Source organism: Tahibacter soli, from assembly GCF_025717065.2.
In the GTDB taxonomy this organism is placed as follows: domain Bacteria; phylum Pseudomonadota; class Gammaproteobacteria; order Xanthomonadales; family Rhodanobacteraceae; genus Tahibacter; species Tahibacter soli.
The window spans coordinates 185,671-207,830 of the sequence record NZ_JAOVZO020000019.1 but is presented as its reverse complement, the minus strand read 5'-3'; the positions used below and the strand labels follow the sequence as shown (position 1 = coordinate 207,830).

Annotated in this window: 14 protein-coding genes; 3 read left to right on the top strand and 11 right to left on the bottom strand. The window is 71.2% G+C overall.

What is annotated here, in order from left to right; all coding sequences use genetic code 11:
* Window positions 1-7 precede the first annotated feature (7 nt).
* Window positions 8-1,180: a glycosyltransferase family 4 protein gene (locus OD750_RS20055; RefSeq protein WP_263540914.1), complete on the top strand. Its 1,173-nt coding sequence runs from the start codon at window positions 8-10 to the stop codon at window positions 1,178-1,180.
* 115 nt (window positions 1,181-1,295) lie between these two features.
* On the top strand, window positions 1,296-1,856 hold the full coding sequence (locus tag OD750_RS20050) for an ECF-type sigma factor (protein WP_263540915.1): 561 nt from the start codon (window positions 1,296-1,298) through the stop codon (window positions 1,854-1,856).
* 2 nt (window positions 1,857-1,858) lie between these two features.
* Here the strand turns inward: OD750_RS20050 and OD750_RS20045 are convergent, their stop codons facing one another.
* Window positions 1,859-4,564 carry a serine/threonine-protein kinase gene (locus OD750_RS20045; RefSeq protein ID WP_263540916.1) on the bottom strand — a complete coding sequence of 902 codons (2,706 nt, stop codon included), beginning with the start codon at window positions 4,562-4,564 and terminating at the stop codon, window positions 1,859-1,861.
* A 204-nt stretch (window positions 4,565-4,768) separates the two neighbouring features.
* Between OD750_RS20045 and OD750_RS20040 the strand changes: the two genes are divergently transcribed.
* Window positions 4,769-7,261, top strand: a complete 2,493-nt coding sequence (locus tag OD750_RS20040; protein WP_263540917.1) for a right-handed parallel beta-helix repeat-containing protein — start codon at window positions 4,769-4,771, stop codon at window positions 7,259-7,261.
* Window positions 7,262-7,480: 219 nt separating this feature from the next.
* Here OD750_RS20040 and OD750_RS20035 read toward each other — a convergent pair whose 3' ends face one another.
* From OD750_RS20035 to OD750_RS19990, 10 genes are all read right to left on the bottom strand, one after another.
* A complete protein-coding gene (locus OD750_RS20035) occupies window positions 7,481-8,050 on the bottom strand; it encodes a hypothetical protein (protein ID WP_263540918.1) in 570 nt (189 codons plus the stop codon).
* Between the two features lie 86 nt (window positions 8,051-8,136).
* Window positions 8,137-8,655 (bottom strand): hypothetical protein, encoded by a 519-nt coding sequence (locus OD750_RS20030; protein ID WP_263540919.1) that lies wholly within the window; start codon window positions 8,653-8,655, stop codon window positions 8,137-8,139.
* On the bottom strand, window positions 8,652-9,908 hold the full coding sequence (locus OD750_RS20025) for an O-antigen ligase family protein (RefSeq protein ID WP_263540920.1): 1,257 nt from the start codon (window positions 9,906-9,908) through the stop codon (window positions 8,652-8,654). Before OD750_RS20025 ends, OD750_RS20030 begins: the two co-directional genes overlap by 4 nt.
* Window positions 9,905-11,257 (bottom strand): FG-GAP repeat domain-containing protein, encoded by a 1,353-nt coding sequence (locus tag OD750_RS20020; protein ID WP_263540921.1) that lies wholly within the window; start codon window positions 11,255-11,257, stop codon window positions 9,905-9,907. Before OD750_RS20020 ends, OD750_RS20025 begins: the two co-directional genes overlap by 4 nt.
* Window positions 11,258-11,338: 81 nt before the next feature.
* The gene (locus OD750_RS20015) at window positions 11,339-14,179 is read right to left on the bottom strand and encodes an Ig domain-containing protein (protein ID WP_263540922.1); all 2,841 of its coding nucleotides are present in this window, start codon (window positions 14,177-14,179) and stop codon (window positions 11,339-11,341) included.
* 10 nt (window positions 14,180-14,189) lie between these two features.
* Window positions 14,190-15,416: a hypothetical protein gene (locus tag OD750_RS20010; RefSeq protein WP_263540923.1), complete on the bottom strand. Its 1,227-nt coding sequence runs from the start codon at window positions 15,414-15,416 to the stop codon at window positions 14,190-14,192.
* A gap of 51 nt (window positions 15,417-15,467) precedes the next feature.
* The gene (locus tag OD750_RS20005) at window positions 15,468-16,814 is read right to left on the bottom strand and encodes an FG-GAP repeat domain-containing protein (RefSeq protein ID WP_263540924.1); all 1,347 of its coding nucleotides are present in this window, start codon (window positions 16,812-16,814) and stop codon (window positions 15,468-15,470) included.
* A 147-nt stretch (window positions 16,815-16,961) separates the two neighbouring features.
* Window positions 16,962-19,580 carry an Ig domain-containing protein gene (locus tag OD750_RS20000; RefSeq protein ID WP_263540925.1) on the bottom strand — a complete coding sequence of 873 codons (2,619 nt, stop codon included), beginning with the start codon at window positions 19,578-19,580 and terminating at the stop codon, window positions 16,962-16,964.
* Between the two features lie 19 nt (window positions 19,581-19,599).
* Entirely contained in the window at window positions 19,600-20,814 is a 1,215-nt protein-coding gene (locus OD750_RS19995; protein WP_263540926.1) for a hypothetical protein, read from the bottom strand.
* Window positions 20,815-21,009: 195 nt separating this feature from the next.
* Entirely contained in the window at window positions 21,010-22,146 is a 1,137-nt protein-coding gene (locus OD750_RS19990) for a glycoside hydrolase family 18 protein (RefSeq protein ID WP_263540927.1), read from the bottom strand.
* Between the last annotated feature and the right edge of the window lie 14 nt (window positions 22,147-22,160).

Here is a 22,160-nt window from a genome sequence, read left to right as displayed (position 1 = left end):
CGCCGCGATGCGCGTACTGTTCGTCACCAATCGCTATCCCGGACAGCTCGCGCACGGCGATCAGCTGCGCGCGTGGCAGCAGATACGCCATCTCTCGACACGACACGAGATCACGCTGCTGACGTTCGACCGCAACGCGCCGCCGCCGCGCTGGCGCGACGCGGTGGAGCGCTGCTGCGAACGCGTGATCGTCGCGCCGCGCTCGCGCCTTGCGATGGCCGCGCGCGCGCTCGCGGCGCTGCCGGGCCGCCGGCCGCTGCAGGTCGCGATGCACGATGCGTTGCCGGACGAACTTGCGGCGCTCGTCGCGCGAGGGCGCTTCGACGTCGCGCACGTCGCGCTCGCGCGCCTGGACGCCGCGGTCGATGCGCTCGCGCCGCTGCCGTGCGTCGTCGACTTCGTCGATGCGCTGTCGTTGAACATGGCGCGCCGCGCGGCGCTCGATCGCGTGCCGTGGCGCTGGCTCGCGCGGCTCGATGCGCGGCGTCTGCCGGCGCTCGAACGCGCGCTGTGCGGCAAGGTCGCGTTCGCGGCGGTGTGCTCGGCGACCGACCGCGCGGCGATCGGCGATATCGACAATCTGCGCGTCGTCTGCAACGGCGTCGATCTCGACGCGTTCGCGTTCGCGCCGTACGAGCGCCGCGACGGACTCGTGTTCGTCGGCAACCTCGGCTATTTCCCGAACGTCGACGCGGTGACATGGTTCGCCGGCGAAGTGCTGCCGCTGCTGCCGGCCGTGCGATTGACCCTGGTCGGCGCGAATCCGTCGCCGCAGATCGCGCGGCTGGCGCGTCATAACGCGCGCATCGAACTCGTCGGTCCGGTGCCCGACGTGCATCCGTATCTGGCGCGCGCCGCGGTCGCGATCGTGCCGCTGCGCGCGGGATCGGGGCAGCAGCTCAAGATGATCGAAGCGATGGCGAGCGGCACGCCGGTGGTCGCGACGTCGCTGTCGGCGGCGGGGCTCGAAGCGGTCGACGGCGAGCATGCGCTGGTGGCGGACGACGGCGCCGCGATGGCGGCGGCGGTCGAGCGACTGATGTCGGACCCGGCGTTCGCCGCGCGGCTCGCGCGACAGGCGAGGCGGTTCGTCGAGGCGCGGCACGGGTGGGAGCGGTCCGCGTCGGAACTTGAGAAATTGTGGACAAGTGCCGCCCGGGCGGGTTCCGCGCGGCCTTGACGCGCAGGCGAACCCGCGGCGGTCGTACGCGGATTCGCCGCCGCGGGGCGTATCGTGCGCTGCGATGCGCCGCGCGCGGCTACACTCACGGCTCCGCCGCCGCACCCCGCCGCCGATGAGCCGACCCGAGTTGACCGATCTGCTGGCCGGCCTCGATCGCGGCGATCCCGCGGCGCAGGAGCGGCTGTTCGCGCTGGTGTACGACGAATTGAAGCGCGTCGCGCGCGGCCATCTGCGGCGCGCGCAGGCCGGGTTGACCGTCAACCCCACGGCGCTGCTGCACGAGGCGTGGATACGCTTCGCGCGCGGCAGCGGCGAAATCCAGGGTACCGCGCATTTCTACAACGTGATCGCCCAGGCCATGCGGCAGATCATCGTCGACGCATCGATCCGCAAGGCCGCGCCGCGGCACGGCGGCGGCCTCGTGCGCACCGAGCTCACGGACCGTATCGAACAGGCGGACAAGCCGCTCGACGAACTCGTCGCGCTCGATGCGGCCCTCGTCCGACTCAAGGCGTTCGATCCGGAGCTCGCGCAGCTCGTGGAATGGCATTCGTTCGTCGGCCTGCCGCTCAACGAGATCGCGCGGGTACGCGGCGTGAGCGAGCGCACCGCCAAGCGCCACTGGTCGATCGCGCGCGCGTTTCTCGGCGACGCGATTCGCCAGGGCGTCTGACGTCAGGGCGCCGCGGCCTTCAGGGCCGCCAGCATCGCATCGCGCGGCGCGACGCGTTCGAGCGTTGCGATGCTGCGCGCGCGCAGCGCGGGCGCCTCGGCCCGCGCCGCGGTGTCGGCCCCGGGTGCGAGTGCGTCGAGCGCGAGTTCGGCCTGCGCGTGCGCCTGCCCCAGCGCACCCAGCCAGCCGGTCTGCCGCTGCAGGTTTGCCGCGCGTCGATGGGCTTGCAGCGCCTCGGCGCCGTCGCCGCGCTGCCGCGCGGCCGTGCCGGCACGCGCTGACAGGTCGGCCAGCTCGAACCCGGCATGACGGCCGGGCTCCAGCAGCTTTCGCAGCGCCTCGTCCAGGCGCGCGTCGCCGGCCGTGGCCCCGAGCAGGCCGTGGGCGTACCAGCGTTGCGCGTGGTCGCCGCGCCCGTCGGCGAGGAACAGCGTTTCGGATTCGCCCAGGCTGCGCCGCGCCGCGTCGGTATCGCCGAGCGCCAGTTCGATGCGTCCGCGCATGATCAGCATGCCGGCGCCGCTCACCGGGCTCGCGCCGCGCATCCGCGCCAGTGCCGCATCGGAGTGCCGCAGGGCGCTCGCGTAGTCGCCGCGGTAGAAGTCGATCGCGGCGCGCACGTGCTCGGTGTTGACCGCGCTCGGCGTCGCGCTCGCGCCGTCGGGTTGCAAGATCGCATCGGCGTGATCGAGCAGCGCGCTCGCCGCGTCGAACTCGGCGAGCTGCGTCAGCGCCGCGGCGAGGCCGCATTCGAGGAATGCCGTGCGCGCATGCTGCGGCCCCAGGTGCGTACGCGCCACCGAAAGCGCCTGCTCGAACGCGTCGCGCGATTCGGCGAAGCGGCTGAGGTTGTAAAGGCCCGTCCCGAGATTGCCGTAGTCCATCGCGATGTCGGCGTCGTTGTCGCCCGGCAGCGCGCGGCGCAGATCGAGCACCAGCCGGTACCGGCGCAGCGACGCCTCGGCATCGCCGCGCAGGCTCGCAAGCTTGCCGTGGCTCGTGTGCGCCTGAATCATGCGCCGCTCCTGCCGGCCGGCGCGTTCGAGTTCGCGCACCGCATCGTCGAGGTGCCGCGCGGCGTCGTCGAGACGGCCCATCTCGATTTCCAGGCTGGCCAGCTGCTGGCTCACGATGGCGAGATCCAGAGGCTCGGAGCCCGCGGCGTCGAAGCGCAGCGCGTAGGCCTCGGCCGCGGCCGACAGCGCGGCGTCGACCTTGCCGCGATGCTGCAGCGCGAGGCTCAGCTGGCTCAGCACGTCGGCGCGCACCTCGGGTTCGTCGCGCAGGGCCGAACGCGCCTGCGCCACCGCGCGCTCGATCACTTCGGAGAGCGTGTAGTCGCCGCGGTTGGCGCCGCTGAACACGTCGGTGATGTCGAGCGCCGTGAGCAGGAAGCGGTTCGCGACGTCCGCGCGATGCGCGTGCAACTGCGCCGTGCGCGCCGCGCGCAGGCTGAACGCCGTGGCGCCGACCAGCAGCAGCGCGGCCAGCGCGCCGGCGGCGACGGCATAGCGGTGGCGGCGTACGAAGCGCCGCAGCAGGTAGGCGGCGCTCGGCGCGCGCGCGCTTACCGGCGCCCCGCGCAGGAATGCATCGAGATCGGCGCCCATCGCGTCGATCGAGCGGTAGCGTTCGGCCGGCGCCTTGGCGAGCGCCTTGCGCACGATCGCATCGAGATCGCCGCTGAGCCGGCGCCGCAGCCGCGAGAGGTTCGGCGCGGCTTTCCACGCGTGCGTCGCGTCGAGCGCGCGTGCCAGCAGCTGCGGCTCTTCGGTGCTGACGGCCTGCGCCCAGGCGAGGCCGTCGCTCACGCTCGCGCGATAGGGCAGGCTGCCCGTCAGCACGCGAAAGCACAAAACGCCGAACTGGTAGACGTCGGTAGCCACCGTAACTGGTGCATTGTGGAATTGTTCCGGTGCCGCGTACTCGGGCGTCATCGGGCCGAAGCCGGCGTGCGTATCGGCTTCCTCGATGCCCACGAGCTTGGCGATGCCGAAGTCGAGCAGCTTGACGCGTCCGTCGGCCGTGACGAGGATGTTCGAGGGCTTGATGTCGCGATGGACCACGAGATTCTGGTGCGCGTGCGAGAGCGCCGTCGCGACGTCGATCAGCAGCCCCACGCGCCGCTCCGGCGGCAGGTCGCGTTCGCGGCAGAACTCGGTGATCGCCATGCCTTCGACGTATTCCATCGTGTAGTAGGGCTGGCCCTCGGGCGTTTCGCCGCCTTCGAACAGCGTGCCGATGTTCGGGTGCACGAGGCCGGCGAGAATCTGCCGCTCGCGCTCGAAGCGCTCGCGCATCGCGGGCGAGGTCATGCCGAGGCGCATCACCTTGAGCGCCACGCGGTGGGTGAAGCGCTGGATCTTGCGTTCGGCGCGATACACCGCGCCCATGCCGCCGGTGCCGATGAGTTCGAGCAGCCGGTACGGCCCGATCTGGCCGCCGACGCGCTCGCGATCGTCGTCGCGCGCCGCCGGCGTCGCGCCGAGAAGACGCGTGGCCGCCAATGCGACCGGATCTTCCCACGCGCGCGCGTCGGTCCGCGCATGCTCGGCGAGCAGGCGATGCAGTTCGTCGCGCAGGTCGGCGTCGCCGGCCGGCAGCCCGGCGACGAACGCCGCGTGCTCGCTCGCGTCGAGATCGAGGCCGCGGTCGAGCCAGGCGCGCAGGCGCTGCCAGCGCAGCGCGTCCATCGGTGGGGAGGTCATGCGGTGCTCGTGGACGGACGCCGGGCGGCTTCCCGACACGTATACCGAAAAACGGCGCGCGGCGGGACAACGGACGGGTGCCCGCGATACGACGTTGCGCGACGACGGGGGCGAGGCGCGATCGCGCGGCCGGCGTGTCCCCTTGCCGGGCGAATCTCGTACTGGAACGACATGGGCAATCCGCCCGACTTCCGGAAGGCCATCATGTCGTCCCGTTTCTCCGTCGTTTTGCGCCGCGGTTCGCGGCTCGCGTGCCGACTGCTGTCGGTGTCGTTCGCGCTGGTGTCGATCGTGTCGGGCAAAGCCGCCCAGGCGATCGCGTTGTGCGTCAACTCCAACGCGACGCTCGACGCGGCGCTGTCGATCGCGGCTGCCTCGCCCGACGCCGTCACCCTGCGCTTCGCGACCGGTACGTACCCGTTGACCGGCCGCTTCGTCGACCTGCCGCGGCCCACGACGCTGCTCGGCGGCTACAACGCCGACTGCAGCGCGCGCAAGGCGATCGTCAACGCCTACGAAACCGTCATCGACATGTCGGGAGGCGCGCTCCACCTGCAGCAGAACAAAACCTCGGACAACCTCGTCGCGATCGACGGATTGAGCATCGTCAACGCGAATCCGTTCCGGATATACGCCGGCACGTTCGGCGACCAGGGCACGATCCAGGTCAGCCGCACGCATATCGGCGGCGTCCCGGCATCGAGCGCCACCCTGGACTTCGTCGCTTTCGGCGGCGGTTCGGTCACGCTCGACAACGTGCTGGTCGACAAGATGCCCTCGGGCATGCCGATCGGCACCTGCGCGCAGATCGTCAACCTCGTGGAAGGCGGCACGCTGCTCGTCAACAACAGCACGATCGACGTCGCGCCGAATCGGCAGCTCTGCCTCGAGGGCGACGCGAGCACGCATGAAGGCGACGCATCGTTCGCCAACAGCATCGTGTGGTCGTCGGTGCAGACCGCGGGGATCGATTCGGTCTCGATGGCCACCATCAACATGATCAACAGCACGTTCTTCTCGCTCAACCGCAACGGCGCGGCCGGCACGACCGTGGCCGCGATACAGACGACGCCGCTATGGGTCGATCCCTTCAGCGGCAATTACCTGCTGCAGGGCGATTCGACCGCCGTGAACTCCGGCACCGCGATCTTCCCGGGCGGATTGTCGGCGACCGATATTCTCGGTCACACGCGCTGGCTCGGCAGCGCGCCCGACCGCGGCGCGTTCGAATCGGCGTTCAACGACGCCACGCAGTATTCGGTGATCACCACGGCCGACAGCGGCGTCGGTTCGCTGCGCGACGCGATCACGCAGGCGAACGTGTCGTCGAACCCCGCAACCATAACGTTCAACATTCCGGGCAACTGCCCGCGCACGATCGCGCTGGCGAGCGCGCTGCCGCAGATCCTCACGCCGGTCATCGTCGACGGCACGACGCAGCCCGGGTCCAGCGTCAACGCCAGCGCCGATACGTTCGACGCCGACCTGTGCGTGGTGCTCAAGCCCGCCAGCGGCACGTTGCCGTACGGCTTCAACGTGCCCGCGGGCGCGACGGTCGGCTCGCTGACCCTGCGCGGCGTCGGCCTCGGCGGTTTCAGCCAGCCGGTGATGCTGCTGGGCGGCAGCAACCATGTGATCGCCGGCAACCAGTTCGGCGGCAGCGTCGCCGGCGTGCCGCTGCCGGGCGCGAGCCTCTCGGCCATCTCGATCGGCGTCAACGCGAGCGGCAGCCTGATCGTCGGCGGCAACAACCTGGCCGACCGCAACGTGATCGGCGGGGCCGATTTCTCGGGCATCAACGTCGCGGGCACCGTGTCGAGCAGCACCGACCGCTGCCAGATCGTCAACAATCTCATCGGCGTCGCGGCGAACGGCAACACCGCGCTCCCGAACTTCACCGGCATCAACCTCGCCGGCAGCGGCTGCCTGGTCGACCGCAACCGCATCGTCGGCAACAGCAACGACGCGATCTGGATCAACGGCAGCAGCCATCACGTGATCCAGCGCAACCGCATCGGCTACACGCTCGGCGGCGGCGGTTTCTTCAGCGGCGCCGGCGTGCGCGTGAGCGGCAACGGCAGCAACAACACCATCGGCGCGCCGGCTGCCAGCAACGTCAGCGGCAGCTTCTACGCCAACACCATCCGCAACATGCTGCAGGGCGGCGTGCTGATCGAGAGCGGCAGCAACAACGCGGTGCGCACCAATCTCATCTATGACAACGGCGCCAGCAACAACGGCATGGACATCGACCTGGGCGCCGCGGGTCCGCTGGCCAACGACGCGGGCGACGGCGACGACGGCGCCAACCATCTGCAGAATTTTCCGATCGCGACCGCGCTGCTGATCGGGGCGGCGTCGGGCGCTTCGGTCACCGATGTCGCCGCCACGGTGAGCGCCTCGCTCGACGCGCCGCCCGGCACGTACCGGATCGACGCGTATTTCTCGCCGCGATGCGACAACACGACGCCGGCGGGTGGCCGGCCGCATGCCCAGGCATTCATCGGCACCGCGCAGGTGACGCTGCCGGCACCGGCCGGCGCGCTGAAGATCAACGTCGTTCTGCCCACGCTCTCGGGCAATCCGCTGATCGGCCTTGCCGCGACCGACGCCGCCGGCAACACGTCGGAGATCGGCACGTGCTTCGCGACGGGCAATGCGCAGTTGGACCGAATATTCCAGAGCGGTTTCAACTGAGCGCGCGCGCCGCACCGGCCCGACCCCGGTGCGGCGCCCGGCGCGGCGTTCCCGTCAACCATCGACAGAGAAAATCTCATGGCGAACTCGAACCGGCGGCCGCGGCGTTGCGATCGGGCTCGGCGCCGTGGCGTTGATAGCTTGCGCGTGGTGGATGTGCGGCGCTATCCGCGCGATCGTCGGCGCCTCGCGCGACGGATACTGCCTGCGGTCGTCGCGTCAGCGGCTGCTCTCTTCGGTAAGAACGACCCGAACGCCGCCCGGTTCCCGGCGAACTTCGATGCCGCGGCTGCCGCCGGTGCGCCAGGCGCATTCACCGTCGGTCGGCGCCGTGTCGTCGGCGCAGCGCACGACCTTGTCGCCGGTCTCGCGCGCCGCCGCAACGGCGCCTGCGTAGGCGACGATGCCGCGCGTCTCGTCCTTCGCACCCTCGGCGAGCCGCAGCGCGCCGAGCTCGTGTTGCGCGACGCCGGCCCATTGCGCGAGCGTGCGTTCGGGCAGTGCGGTGCCGGTATAGGTCAGCGTGTAGGTGCGCGCGCTGCTGTCGACGCAGCCGCTGCTGACGATCTCGATGCGCACGCCCGCGGCCAGCCGGGCGCTCTCGGTCGCCGCATCGTGCGCTCTTTCCGCGTAAGTGTAATTGTCGTAAACGCCGCGTTCGAGCAGCGGCATCGACGCGTGAAAATTGCAAGGGTCTTGCGCGGACAACGGTTCGTCCGCGAGCGCCGCGCCGATCGGTGCGAGCATCATCGCGGCGGCGGCCGTTCGTGCGAGGTTCTTGCCGTGCATGTCGGTTTCCGGGTGTGCGATGCCCGCAGCTTCGCACATCGACGTGCCGATGCGGACGCGTCGCCGGGCACCCGCGAGCGCGTGCGCTACAGCGCTGGCACTTCGCGCAGCTCGCCCGCCCGCAGCTTCGCCTCGAGCGCCGCCACCTCGTCGAGCACCGACTGCCGCATCGACTGCGGCAGCGTGCCGACGGCGCTCGGCGCCGCCCACGCCGTGCGCAGGTACGCGCGCCGCGCGCCCGCTTCGTCGCCGAGCGCGGCGCGGGCGCGGCCGAGGTTGATCGTCAGCTCCGGCCGTTCGCCGCGCGCGATCGCGTCGTTCAGCACCGCGACCGCCGCGTCGGGCTGCCGCGTCATGATCAGCGCGATCGACCGCGCGAGCGCCGGCCTCGGCTCCGGCGGCAGTCCTTCCGCCGCGCGGCGTGCCGCATCGTCGGCCGCCTGCACCGACGCGACGGCCGTCGCCGCCGGTTCCGCGCCGCGCAGCACGCGTTCGAGCCGCGCGTTCGCGTCGGCGAGCAGCCGTTCGGCGCGATAGCGCGGCACTTCCGGCCACAGCAGCAACGCCGCGACGATCACGACGACGATGCGTACGACGAGCTTCATGCGCGATCCTCCGCGACGACGCGCCAGGCGCGCCCCGCCGCGACCAGCAGCACGACCGCGACGAGCGGAATCTGCAGCGGAAACCACGCGAGCGCCGCGACCGCGCCGGCGACGAGCACGCCGACGAGCGCGAGCGCTTCGGGCGGCCCCGGCGAACGCGCGATTCTCAGCAATCGCCCGAGCACGAGCGCGAGCGATGCGAGCAGGACGGCGAGCGTCGGCAGGCCCGCTTCGGCGGCGAGCTGCAGATAGTCCTGGTGCGCGTAGACGAACGCCGACGACGGCGGCGGCGGAATGAGGCGTTCGCGCAGGCGCAGCTCGGCGGCGAGCCGGTGCGGCTGCGCCTGCGCCGCGTAGCTTCCCGGCCCGTAGCCGGTCCACGGGCGCGCCGCGATCATTTCGTCGGCCGCGGCCCACGCGCCGAGCCGGTACGTCGTCGTGCGCTGGTACGTCTCGACGCCGAACGGCAGCGCGCCCCACGTCGCGCCGCGCAAGACCGGCACGGCGGCCGTCGCGAGCGCGAGCGCGACGATGCCGGCGCCGACCGGCACGAGCCTGCCCGCGTTCAAGCGCACCGCGACGATCGCGACGACGCCGGCCGCGAGCGCGACCGATGCGGTGATCTGCCGGTTGACCGCGATCGTCGCGACGGCGACGGCGACGAGCGCGATCGCGCCGAACCGCACGCGCCGCGACGTCGCGTTCAGCGCGACCGCGACGCAGGCCGCGGCGAGCAGCGCGCACGCGATCGCGACGTAGGCTTCGTTGCCGAGCAGCGCACCGGTCGGGTAGCGCCCGCCGAGCTGCGCGAGGGGAATCGGCAATGCGAGGCCGCCGGCCTGCGCGAGCGACAGCAGCGCGTTGACGCCGATCGCGACGGCGGCGACCGCGGCGACGCGCGTACTCGACGCCAGCGCCGCGCCGAGCGGCACGAACACGGCGTACAGCGCGAGCGTGCGCAAGGCGTCGCGGGCGACGTCGGGCTGCTCCGCCGCGATCGTCGCCAGTACGAGGCCGACCGCCGCGAGCGCGGCGAACAGGGCCGCGAGCCGCGCCGGCCGCGACCACGCGCGCCACGCGGGCAGCGCGAGCGGCCAGGCGAGCGCCACGAGTCCGAACGCCGCCGCCGCGAGCACGGCGAAGCGCTTGGGCGCGTCGAAGCCCGCTTGCGCACCGGGGTCGAGCAGCCAGGCGCTGCCGACGAGCGCGATGCCGATCGCCCAGACGATCGCTCGGTCGCGAGCGGCGCTCACGGCGCGTCCTTCGGCGCGAGCGTCCACGCGGCGAATCCGCCGCCGCCGGCGCACTGCGGCCCGCCCGAACCGTCGTCGTCGCCAGCGTAGCTGACGACGAGCCGTGCGCCGCCGCGCACCGGTACGAGCTTCGCGTCGAACGCGTGGCAGTGCGCGTAGCGCTCGGGCGGGGCGATGTCGACGTCGCGCACGAAGCGGTCGCGTTCGCGCCGGAACACGAACGCGCCGCCGCTCGCGCGCACGGCGACGACGTCGCCGCCGCGGCCCGAACCCGCGACGTCGCCGACGGCGATCGCGACGAACGGATCGCGCGACGCGTCGCCGGACAGCACGGTGTAGCGTTCGCCGCCGCGCGCCGGTATTGCGACGTGCTGCAGCGACGCGCACCAGCGCCCGCCGGCGACCGCGAGCGACGCGTCCACCGGTTCGGCGCGGCCGTCGCCGTCGAAGTCGTGCAGCGCGACGGCGCTGACCGTCGCGGAGAGCGGCACCGAGCGCAGCTCGGCGGGCCGGTACGCGCGGCCGTCGTTCATCAGCAGCGTCATGCGCATGCCGGGCACCTGCGTGCCGATCAGCGCGTCGGGGCGGCCGTCGCCGTCGATGTCGCCGATCGCCAGCGCGTCGCCGTACGTGTCGAGGGCGTTCTCCGGCCGTACGCGTTCCCAGCCGCCGTTGCGGTTGAGCCAGATGGCGAACGCTTCGCGCAGCGTGCCGGCGACGAAACGCGACGGGCCTTCGTTCAAGGCGACGAGATCGGTCGCCCCGTCGCCGTTCCAGTCGACCGCCGCGAGGTTGCGCGACGTGAAGATCGGCGTGTCGACGGTCTGCGTCGGCGCGTACAGTGCGAGGCCTTCGCCCCACGGCGCGAACTGCCCGCCGCCGTCGGCGACGAGCGTGGCGAAGCCGCGCAGATGCGCGGCGAGCGCGACGTCCGCGCGGCCGTCGCGGTTGAAGTCTGCGGCGACGATCGCGCCATAGTCGTACGGCAGCGCCGGGAAATGCGCGTCTTTCCACAAGGAGAAATGTCCCGCGCCGTCGCCGAGGAAGATCGCGGGCGTGCCGCGGCTCTTGCGCGCGGGGCCGTGCACGATGTCGGCGATCCCGTCGCCGTTCATGTCGGCGACGTCGAAGCGGTCGCGCCACTGGCCGGCCGCCGGCAGGCCGCTGTCGTACGGCTCGGCGGCGTAGCGCGGTTGCGCGGCGACGGTCGACGCCGCGCACGCCGGCTGCGCGGCGCGCGCGCGTTCTGCGACCGGATCGGCGTCGGTTCGCGGTTTCGTCGTTGTCGCGGCGCAGCCGGCGACGAGCACGGCGAACGTCACGGCCGGCAGCAGCGATCGGATCGGCATTGCGGAGGTTTCCGGTGGCGGCGCACCAGCATAAACGAAAGCCCCCGGTTTCCCGGGGGCTCGATGGATCGTCGCGTGGCTTTACGCGCGGCGTCGTCGCGCGGCATACGCGGCGAACGCGAACGCCAGTGCCAGCAGCGCGAGCGTCGCGGGCGAGACGAACGGCACCGGCGTCGCGAGCGAGCGCAGGCCGATCGTCAGCACGTAGTTGCGCGTGCCGGTGAAGTCGTTGAGGTCGGTCGCCGTCACGGTGAACGCGAACGCGCCGACCTGCGAGGGCGTACCCGAAAGCGTGCCGTCCGGCGCGAGCGTCATGCCCGGCGGCAGCGCGCCCGCGGTGACCGCGAACGTGTACGGCGACAGGCCGCCCGATGCCGCCAGCACGACGGCCGGGTAGGGCAGACTGACCGTGCCGCTCGCGAGCGTCGCCGGCGTGACGACGATCGTGATGCCGCCGTTGCCGGTCACGGCGAATTCGACGTCGTCGGCCGCGTTGGCGCAGCCGGTGTCGGCCGGGTAGTCGACGTCGCCGTCGCCGTCGTTGTCGATGCCGTCGGCGCATTGCGGCACGATGCCGCCGTCGAGTTCGGTCTGGTCGGTCGCGCTCTGGCAGCCGAGGTCGGCCGGATAGTCGACCGCGCCGTCGGCGTCGTTGTCCTCGCCGTCGCCGCACGCCGGCGCTTCGGTCTGGTCGAACGCGCTCTGGCAATCCGGATCGAGCGGGTAGTCGATCAGGCCGTTGCCGTCGTTGTCGAGGCCGTCGCCGCACTGCGGCGTGTTCTCGTTGTTCGCCGATGCGCTCGGGCAGCCCGGATCGGCCGGGAAGTCGACGAGGCCGTCGCCGTCGTTGTCGATGCCGTCGTTGCAGCCCGGCCGCTCGTTGGTGCTCGACGCCGCCGCGCAGCCCGGATCGTTCGGGAAGTCGACGAGGCCGTCGCCGTCGTTGTCGGTGCCGTCGTTGCACTGCGGCGCTTCGTTGCTGGCGTACTGGTCGGCGCAGCCGGGATCGTTCGGGAAGTCGACGAGGCCGTCGCCGTCGTTGTCGACGCCGTCGTCGCACTGCGGGCCGCCTTCCTGCGGATCGGACGGACCGGTGCAGCCCGGGTCGTTCGGGAAGTCGACGAGACCGTCGCCGTCGTTGTCGGTGCCGTCGCTGCACTGCGGCGATTCGGTGTTGCCGAGCGCGCTCACGCAACCCGGATCGGCCGGGAAGTCGACGAGGCCGTCGCCGTCGTTGTCGAGGCCGTCGCTGCAAACGGGCGGCGATTCGATCGGATCGGTCGGGCTGGTGCAGCCCGGATCGTTCGGATAGTCGATCAGGCCGTCGCCGTCGTTGTCGATGCCGTCGTCGCACTGCCCGTAGTTTTCGCGCGGATAGTTGACGGACAGGCAGCCCGGGTCGGCCGGCCAGTCGACGAGGCCGTCGTTGTCGTTGTCGATGCCGTCGTCGCACGGCGAGGTGAAGCTCTCGATGCGGTCGTGCGCGGTCGAGCACTCGGGGTCGTTCGGGAAGTCGGTCTGGCCGTCGCCGTCGTTGTCGGCGCCGTCGTTGCACTCGGGGTTTTCGATGTCCCATGACGGCGCGCCGCAGCCCGGGTCGGCCGGGTAGTCGGCGAGGCCGTCGCCGTCGTTGTCGATGCCGTCGGAGCAGATCGCGCCTTCGCTGGTGTCGTTCGGACCGGAGCAGCCCGGATCGTTCGGCCAGTCGATCAGCCCGTCGCCGTCGTTGTCGATGCCGTCGGAACACAGGCGCAGAGCGACGTTGAGGTTGTAGTCGAGCGGGCTCGGCCAGACGGCCGACTTGCCCGAATCGCCGCTCAGCGCCGAGTAGACGTGGCTGACGTGGCTCTGGTTGTCGCGCGCGAACGGCGGTACGTCGTCGGCGAGGTTGAGGTTGTAGAACACGAAGCCTTGCGCGTACGGGATCGTCGAGCGCGCCGGGTCGGCGAGGTTCACCGACTGCGCCGCGAGCGGCAGCGTCGTGGCCTGGCTGATGTCGGAGACCTCTTCCTGGTGGTCGAACGCGATGACCTCGTACTGCGACAGGCCGGCCGGCGGCGCCGCGCACGCGAACGGCGCGACCGCGCCGGGATCGCGCCACACCTGCGCCTGCGTGCGGAAGATCGTGTCCTGCAGCGAATAGCGGCCCATCCAGCGCGTCGGCAGGCGTTCGCGGTTGTCCGCGCTGCTGCCGGCGTTGCGGCGGCCGTAGAACGTGTACGACGCGCCGGTGGTCGCCGCGTTCGCGCCGTCGGCTTCGATGTGCACGAGCGCGTCGCCGATCGCCGTGCCGGTTGCGACGTTGAACGTCGACTGCTCGCCCCACAGCACGTTCGCGTTGCGCGCGATGCCGGCGCCGCCCTGCACGAAGTAGCCGGTGTCGCCGGGCACGGCCGGGGCGCAACTGGCCACGACGTCGATCGTCGCGTAGCCGCGCGCGTGCGCGTCGCCGAGCGCGGTGCTGCCGCACTGGCCGCCGAGCAGCGTCGACGCCTGTCCCGAATGCGCGTTGCGCAGGCCCGCGAGCGTCGCCGCGTCGAGCGGCGCCGGCGGCAGGCTCGCCGCGCACGAGGCGAAGCCGCCGGCCGCGGTTTGCGGCAAAGTACCGTTGGCAAAAAGTTCCGCGACGTCGATTTCGGCGACGCCGTTCGCCGGCAGGCGCACGTTGAAGCGGTACGTCGGCACGCCGCGGTCGGTCCACAGCACGACGTTGGCGAGGGTCTCGGTCGTCGCGCGGTTGCCGACGGTCAGCACGGTGCGCGACGCGGCGGGATTGGCCGGGTCGACGTCGAAATAAGGCAGCAGCAGCGTCGCGGCCGGCACGTTGTCGAGCGCGCCGATCGTCGCCTGCGCGGCATTCGCGCCGAGGAGGAGGGCGGTCGCGAGGCCGACGAGCGAGGCGGTGGTTTTCATCGTCTTCATCGTCGGTTCCTTACGGAGTCGGGTCGTCGCCGGTGGCGGCGTTGCCGAGCTGGATGCCCGGGACGGTGTAGGTGCCGCCGCCCGGCGCCATGCCGCGCGGCACCTGCCGGAACGTCAGCCACGACTGCCGTACGAAGCCGAGCGGGCCGCTCGGCGCGGTGAGGTTGGCGTTGACGAACAGCCAGCCGAGCGAGTCGACGACGCCGAGGACCGAACCGGTCGTCGTGCCCCCGCCGAACGGGAACAGGTCTCCCGCGCCGGCGCCCGTCTGCGTGCCGGCGTCGTTGAAGCGCACCGCGTGTTTCTGGCCGGCCGGCAGGCCGGCGGGCGCGCCGCCGCAGGCGAACGGCGCGACCGCGACACCCGGATCGCGCCAGTAGTCGACGTCGGTGCGTCCGGCCGAGGCGCGGCCGGCCCAGGCGGTCGGCAGCGGCTCACGGTTGTCCGCCGCGGTGAAGCCGACGAGGCGGCCGTAGAACGTCTGCTTGTTCGCGCCGCCGCTCGTCAGCGGGTTGGTCGGATCGGCCTCGATCGCCACGGCCGTCTCGCTCGTCGTCGAGCGGCGTGCCGGATCGACGATCACGTAGTCGCCGTACATCACGTTCTGGTGGGTCGCGATGCCGGCGCCGCCGTTGACGAAGTAGCCGGGCGCGCCGGGAACGGCCGTCGTGCACTGGTTGACCGTGTCGACCGTGACATAGCCGCGCGCGATGCCGTCGCCGAGATTGCGCGCGCCGCACTGGCCGTTGAAGTAGTCGATCGACGCCTGGCCGCTGTGCGCGGCGGCGAGATTCGCGCTGATCGGCAGCGGGGCGTCGGGCAGGAGGCCGCTGCAGCTGGCGAAGTTGATGTCCTGCGAGAACCGGCCCTGCGGCGAGATCGTGTCGTTCGGGTCCTGTCCGTCTGACGCGGTGCGCGGCGGCACGCGCCGGAAGATCGTGCGCAGGTCGATCGCCTGCTGGTCGTAGCCGGTCAGGTACACGTTGAAGTGTGCGGTCGGCAGGCCGTAGTCGGTCCACAGCACGACGTTCGCGAGGATCGCAGTCGCGCTGGAGTTCTGCAGCGTCAGCACGGTGTTGATGCCGTTCGCGTCGTTCGCGTCGACCTCGAAATGCGGATACAGCAGCGTCGCGCCGGGCGTGTTGTCGATCGTGCCGATCGCGGCGAATGCCGGCGACGCGGCGAGTGCGAGCAGCACCGCCGCCAGCCGGCGGCCTGGCTGGATTCTGGTCTTCATGTTTTTCCCCTGGGCACCGAATCTGCTATCGAAAAAACATCGTCCGAACTATCAACGCGTGCCGAGCCTCCATGCGCGAAACCCGCCGCCGGACCGGCAGCGGTTGGTGCCGGTGCCGATGTCGTCGCCGGCGTAGCTGACGAGAAGCTCGGGCGCGCCGTCGCCGTCGAGGTCGGCGAGCCTGGCGTCGTATGCCGCGCAGTCGACGAGGTCGGGTTCGGGCGCGAGCGCGAGGTCGTGCGAGAAGCCGCCCTTGCGGCCGGCGAAGAAGAGGATCTGCCCGCCCTGCCGCACCGCGACGATGTCGTCGCGGCCGTCGCGGTCGACGTCGCCGGTCGCGATGACCGAGATCGGGTCGCGCGAGGCTTCGCCCCACAGCGGCAGGTCGCGTTCGTCCGCCGCGGCGTCGAACGCCACGTGATGGAGCGACATGCAGAAGCGGCTGCCGTCGACGGCGCGCGGCGCGACGAGCGCCTCGGCGCGGCCGTCGCGGTCGAAATCGTGCAGCGCGACCGCGGTGACCGCGGCGTCGAGCGGCAGCGAGCGCAGCTCGCGCGAGTGATAGCCCTTCGCGTCGCCGATCTGCAGCACGAGGCGCGAGCCTGCCACCTGCGTGCCGAGCAGCGCGTCGGGACGCCCGTCGCCGTCGACGTCGCCCACCGCGAGCGAATCGCCGAACGTCTGCAACGGATTTTCCGGCTGCGCACGATCCCAGTAGCCGTAGCGGTTGACCCACAGCGCGAGCGCCTGGGCCGGCGTGCCGGTCGCGTAGCGCGTCGGGCCCTCGTTCAGCGCGAGGATGTCGGGCTTGCCGTCGCCGTCCCAGTCGACGACCGCGAGATTGCGCGACGTGAACAGCGGCGTGTCGACGTGGCGTTCGGGCACGTCGAACGCGAGGCCTTCGCCCCACGGCGCGTAGTGGCCGTCGCCCTCGGAGACCAGCGCGACGACGCCGCGCAGATGCGAGGCGATGACGAGGTCGCGCCGGCCGTCGCCGTTGAGGTCGCCCGTCTTGGCGTCGCCGTAGTCGAACGGCAGCGGCGGAAAGTGCGCCTGCGACCACCACGCGAAGCGGCCGTGGCCGTCGCCGAGAAAGATCGCGGGCAGGGGTTTGCCTTTGCGCGGCGGACCGTGCACGACGTCGAGAATGCCGTCGCCGTTCATGTCGGCGAGATCGAAGCCGTCGCGCCATTGGCCGCTGGCCGGCAGGCCGGTGTCGAACGGCGTCGCCGTGAATTTTTCCGATGCCGGAATGCGCACGTCGGGGCAGGCCGGCTGCGCGAATTTCGCGCGGACGGCCGCCGGGTTCTTCGGCGCGGTGGCGCAGGCGGATGCGAGCGCAGTCAGTGCGGCGAGGATGAGAACGGGAAGAGGGTTGCGAGCGGCGGTTGAAAGCACGGGCTGACCTGCAACGCGATCTCTTGCGGAGACCCGTAGAGCGGAGGAGACAAGCGCATCGCGCTGCGTTGCTGTATTGGAGAACCGGGGCGTTCGCCCCCTCACCCAACCCTCTCCCCCGCAGGCTTGCGGGGAGAGGGCTTTACGTCAGGCGATGCGACGGTTGCCGAAGAACCACGCCGCGCCGGCGACGAGCAGCGTCAAGAGCGCGAGCATCAGCGTCGACAGCGCCGGCACCGGTACCGCCGCCGCGCCGAGCACGATGTTGATCGTGTAGCTGCGCGTGCCGGAGAAGCCGTTCGCGTCGGTCGCGGTCACGGTGAAGCCGAACGTGCCGACCGCCGTACCGATGCCGGTGATGGCGCCGGCCGGCGACAGCGTCAGGCCCGGCGGCAGCGCGCCGGCGGTGACGGCGAACGTGTACGGCGCGAGGCCGCCGCTGGCGACGAGCGCCTGCGCCGGATACGCGAAGTTCACGGTGCCGTTCGGCAGCGTCGCCGGATTGATCGTGATCAGCGTACCGCCGCCCGTCGGCGAGAACTCGACGTCGTCCCACGCGCCCTGGCAGCCCGTGTCGGCCGGGAAGTCGGTGAAGCCGTCGCCGTCGTTGTCGATGCCGTCGTTGCACGCGCGCGTCACGGCGTCCGACAGCTCGTTGACGTCGGTCGGGCTCGTGCAGCCCGGGTCGAGCGCGTCGATCAGGCCGTCCTGGTCGTTGTCGACGCCGTCGGAACAGTCGGGCCCCTCGAACGCATCGGTCGCGGTCGTGCAGCCCGGGTCCTGCGGGAAGTCGATCGTGCCGTTGCCGTCGTTGTCGATGCCGTCGCCGCACTGCGGCGCGTTCTGCTCGCTCGTGTCGTTCAGCGCCGTACAGCCCGGATCGGCCGGGAAGTCGATCAGCCCGTCGCCGTCGTTGTCGAAGCCGTCGGAGCACTGCGTCTGCTCGGCCGTGTCGGACGGCGAGGCGCATACGGGGTCGGCCGGGAAGTCGGTCAGGCCGTCGCCGTCGTTGTCGACGCCGTCGTTGCAGGCCGGCGACTCGTTCGTGCTGCTCGCGCTCGCGCAGCCGACGTCGGCGGGGAAGTCGGTGAAGCCGTCGCCGTCGTTGTCGGTGCCGTCGTTGCAGGCCGGCGCCTCGTTGTTGCTGTTCGCGTTCGCGCAGCCCGGATCGTTCGGGAAGTCGACCAGGCCGTCGCCGTCGTTGTCGACGCCGTCGGAGCACGCCGGTGCGGTTTCGCTCGAATCGCTCGGACTGGTGCAGCCCGGGTCGGCCGGGAAGTCGATCAGGCCGTCGCCGTCATTGTCGATGCCGTCGTCGCACTGGCCGAAATTTTCCGTGTTGTCGTTCTGGAAGTTGCACTGCGGATCGTTCGGATAATCGATGAGGCCGTCGCCGTCGTTGTCGATGCCGTCGTCGCACGCGACGATCGCGTTTTCGGTGATGTCGTGCGCGCTGCCGCACTCCGGATCGTTCGGGTAGTCGATCAGCAGGTCGCCGTCGTTGTCGATGCCGTCGGAACAGGGTGCCGCTTCGACGCCGTGGCTGTCGACGCAGCCGGGATCGTTCGGGAAGTCGATCAGCCCGTCGCCGTCGTTGTCGATGCCGTCGGAACACTGCTCGATGGTGATCGGCAGGATGCCGCCCGACAGGCCGAGGCCGGTCCAGCCGCTCGCCTTGCTCTCCTCGCCGCTGAGCGCGCGATAGGTCAGCGTGACGTAGCCCTGGTTGGCGTTGCCGAACGGCGGCGCCGCCGTGGCGAGGTCGAGGTGGTAGTAGATGAAGCCGAGCGTGAACGGCACGGCGGCCTGCGCCGGGTCGTCGAGGCGGACCGACTGCGTCGCGAGCGGCAGCATCGCGGCCGACTGCGAGACCGACGGCTCTTCGCGGTTGTCGAACGCGATGACCTGCTGCGTGTCGAGGCCGGCGGGCGGGTTGCCGCAGACGAACGGCGCGACGTTGCCCGGATCGCGCCAGACCTGCGCGGACGTGCGGAACAGCACGTCCTGCATCGTGTAGCGGCCGATGTGCACGGCCGGCAGGCGCTCGCGGTTGTCGGCCGACGAGCCGATGCGACGGCCGTAGAACGTGTACGACGCGCCGGTGGTGGCCGCGTTCGCGCCGTCGGCTTCGATCGCGACGAGCGCGTCGCCGGTCGAGGTGTTGAAGCCCGAGTGCGTCGTCGACACCTCGCCCCACAGCACGTTCGCGTTCGTCGCGATGCCCGTGCCGCCGTTGACGAAGTAGCCGGCCGAACCCGGCACGAGCGCCGTGCACGCGCTGGTGGCGTCGATGGTCACGTAGCCGCGGGCGACGGTGTCGCCGTGCGTGGTGCTGCCGCACTGGCCGGCGAGCAGCGCCGAGGCGGCGCCCGTGTGCGCGTTGCGCAGCGCGACGGGGTCGAGCGGCGCCGGCGGCAGCGTGCCCGCGCAGGTGCCGAAGCCGCCGGCGGTCGACTGCGGCAGCGCGCCGGTCGTGAAGATCGCCGAGAGGTCGATTTCGCTGACGCCGCGCGCCGGCAGGCGCACGTCGAAGCTCGCGGACGGGACGCCGCGGTCGGTCCACAGCACGACGTGCGCGAGCGTTTCGGTCGCGGCGCGGTTGCCGACGGTGATGACCGTGTGGCTCGCGGGGTCGGTGCCGATTTCGAAGTTCGGCAGCAGGAGCGTCGCGGCCGGAACGTTGTCGATCGTGTTGATGGCGGCCTGGGCCTGCACGCAGCCGAACAGGGCGGCGGCGAGACCGAGGATCGCAGCTGACTTTTTCATGTCTGTCGTCCTCGCAGGCTTACGGGGTGGGGTCGTCGCCGGTACCGGCGTTGCCGAGCTGCACGCCCGGGACCGAGTACTTCGCGCCGGTCGCCGGCAGTGCGCCGGGCGTCTGCCGGAAGGTCACCCACGATTGCCGCACGAGTCCGAGCGGGCCGGACGGTGCTGCGAGATTGAGGTTGGCGAACAGCCAGCCGAGCGAATCGGTCAGGCCGATCGCGGCGCCGGTCGTCGAACCGGACACGAACGGGAACAGGTCGCCGGCCGGCGTGCCGGTCTGCGTACCCGCAGCGTTGAACAGCGCGACGCCGCGCTGGCCCGACGGCAGTCCGGCGGGCGCGCTGCCGCACGCGAACGGCGCGGTGGCGACGGCCGGTTCGCGCCAGTAGTCGACGTCGGTGCGGCCCGCCGAGGCGCGTCCGGCCCAGGCGGTCGGCAGCGGTTCGCGGTTGTCGGTCGCCGCGAAGCCGAGGAAGCGGCCGTAGAACGTCTGCTTGTTCGCGCCGCTCGCGGTGATCGCGTTCGAGGCGTCGGCCTCGATCGCCACGGCGTTGTCGGCGATGTTGAGGCCGGTCGACGGATTGACGATCACGTAGTCGCCGAACAGGATGTTGCGGTTGCCGGCGACGCCGCCGCCGCCGCTGACGAAATAGCCCGCGGCGGCCGGCGTCTGGATCGTGCACTGGTTAGTCACGTCCATCGTCACGTAGCCGCGCGCGATGTTGTCGCCGTGGTCGCGCGAGCCGCACAGCCCGCCGAAATAGTCGTTCGACGGCTTGCCGCTGTGCGCGCCGACGACGTCGCGGCTGACGATGCTGCCGTTCTGGATGTCGGGCAGCGTGCCGTTGCAGCTGGCGAAGTTGATGTCCTGCGAGACCGGACCGTGCGGACTGACCGTGTCGGAAGGGTCCTGCCCCGCCGAGCCGGTGCGCGGCAGCACGCGCCGGAAGACCAGGCCGAGGTCGATCGTCTCCTGATCGTAGCCGGTCAGGTAGACGTTGAACTGTTCGGTCGGAATGCCGTAGTCGGTCCACAGCACGACGTTGACCATCGTGGCGGACGCGCTCGCGTTCTGCAGCGTCAGGATGGTGTTGACCCCGTTCGCCGAGCTCGTATCCACCTCGAAATGCGGATACAGGAGCGTCGATCCGGGCACGTTGTCGATCGTGCCGATCACCGCGAACGCAGGTGAAGAAACGGCAAAAAACACAAAAGCGAGTAAACGGACGAGCATGGCTACCCCCGTAGCTTCCGTCTTTCAAATTCCCCGTTTGATGCGCCGACCCCGCAGTGGCGCGGGGCCGAGCATATCACTGCGGAGGCGTACGTTGCGTTTCATGAAGCGACCCTACAAGCGCGCTTGCGTAACGACGCCTATCACGCGAACCGAACATTCCTCGCGCCGCGGCGAAGCGGCGTGAAGGCCGCGTCAAAATGCGGTCTTGATCGCCTGCACGAGCGGGTCGCGCTGGCCGGCCGGAAGGCTCGGCAGATAGCCCTGGGAGAGCGTCCAGACGATCGTTCCGCCGAGGCCGTTGGCACGCGCGAACGCGCCCTTCGCGGCGATCGACTGCGCGTCGTCGTAGGAGATGAAATTGCACTGCTGCGCGCCGATCGGCGCGGCCGAACCGAGGTACGGCGCCTGCGCGTCGGCATCCCACGTGCGCAGGCCGGGACTGTAGTAGCCCTCGACGATGTTGCGATAGCTCATGACGTTGTCGCTGGTCACGAACGTGCCGCCGAACTGCCGCGGCTGCGTGACGCCGCGCCAGCAGTTGCCGTAGAACGGAATGCCGATGCCGAGCTTGCTCCGGCGCACGCCGCTGCGGCGATAGAAGTCGACGCTCGTCTCGACCGAACTGGGCGTGTTGCCGCCGGCGCCGGTCAGCGCCGACGCGTGCCAGCTCTGCCAGCCGTCCCACGCGCCGGCCATGTCGTAGGTCATCACGTTGAACTGGTCCAGATGCGAGGCGATCTGGCCGAACAGGGGCTCGGGCACGTCGTCGAAGTTCGCGTTGATCCAGCCGACCGGCATCGTCAGGATCAGCCCGGGGCCTGCCGCCGCGCGCAGGTCCTGCAGGAGCGCGACGAGGTTCGGCACATCGGACGCGAGCAGCGGCTCCCAGTCGATGTCGAAGCCGTCGAAGCCGTATTCGACCGCGGCCGCGACGAGGTTCTGCACGAACGCGGCGCGGTTCTGCGCCGACGTCGCGCCGACCCAGCCGTTGTATTCGCCGGCGCCGCCGACCATCAGGATCGCCTTCGCGTTGCCGGCATGCGCCGCATCGGCCGCCTGCGTCGCCCAGATCGGCCCGTTCACGTTGTCGATGTCGAAATGCGTGTTGATCGTGCCGTTCGCGTTCGGCGTGACGCGGCCGACCATGAGGTGCGTGACGGCGGCGAAGTCCACCTGGTCGATCGGCATCAGATTGCGCTGGTAGCCGACGACGTAGCCGCCGACCCACGAACGCTCGAAGCTCGTCGCGAACACGGTGTCGGCGGCGTGGGACGTGCCGGCGGCGCAGGCGAGGGCGAGGGCGGCGGCAGCGACGAAACGACGGGACATGGCGCAGACTCCGG